Origin of the sequence: Gillisia xinjiangensis, from assembly GCF_046298265.1 — a bacterium.
Lineage (GTDB): Bacteria > Bacteroidota > Bacteroidia > Flavobacteriales > Flavobacteriaceae > Gillisia > Gillisia xinjiangensis.
The window spans coordinates 1-537 of the sequence record NZ_JBKAHK010000111.1 but is presented as its reverse complement, the minus strand read 5'-3'; the positions used below and the strand labels follow the sequence as shown (position 1 = coordinate 537).

Below are 537 nucleotides of genomic sequence, written 5' to 3'. Positions count from 1 at the left end.
GGGTCTTGACAGATTGTATCCAATATTCGCAAACTTTTGCGGTGCAACATCAACGTCTAGCGGAGTTAGACAATGAAATCCGTAATCAGGGGGGCGATGGGCGCGGCGGCTTTTGCGGCTGCCCTCGCCACCGGCCCCATGGCCCAAGCGGCCGATACCATCAAGGTTGGCGTGCTGCATTCTCTGTCCGGCACGATGGCCATTTCCGAGACGACTCTGAAGGACACCGTCCTGATGATGGTCGACGATCTCAACAAGAAGGGCGGTCTGCTCGGCAAGCAGGTCGAGGCTGTGGTTGTCGATCCGGCTTCCGACTGGCCGCTGTTCGCCGAGAAGGCGCGCGAACTGATCGAGAAGGAAAAGGTCGACGTGGTCTTCGGCTGCTGGACCTCGGTCAGCCGCAAGTCGGTACTGCCGGTCTTCGAGGAGCTGAACGGGCTGCTGTTCTATCCGGTGCAGTACGAAGGCGAGGAGAGCTCGCGCAACGTCTTCTACACCGGCGCGGCGCCGAACCAGCAGGCGATCCCGGCGGTCGAG

Annotated in this window: 1 protein-coding gene; it reads left to right on the top strand. The window is 60.9% G+C overall.

The features are described from left to right. Positions 1–72 precede the first annotated feature (72 nt). Positions 73–537, top strand: a 465-nt coding sequence (locus ACKGJN_RS16745; RefSeq protein WP_458250435.1) for a transporter substrate-binding protein, incomplete at its 3' end; no start/stop codon positions are given.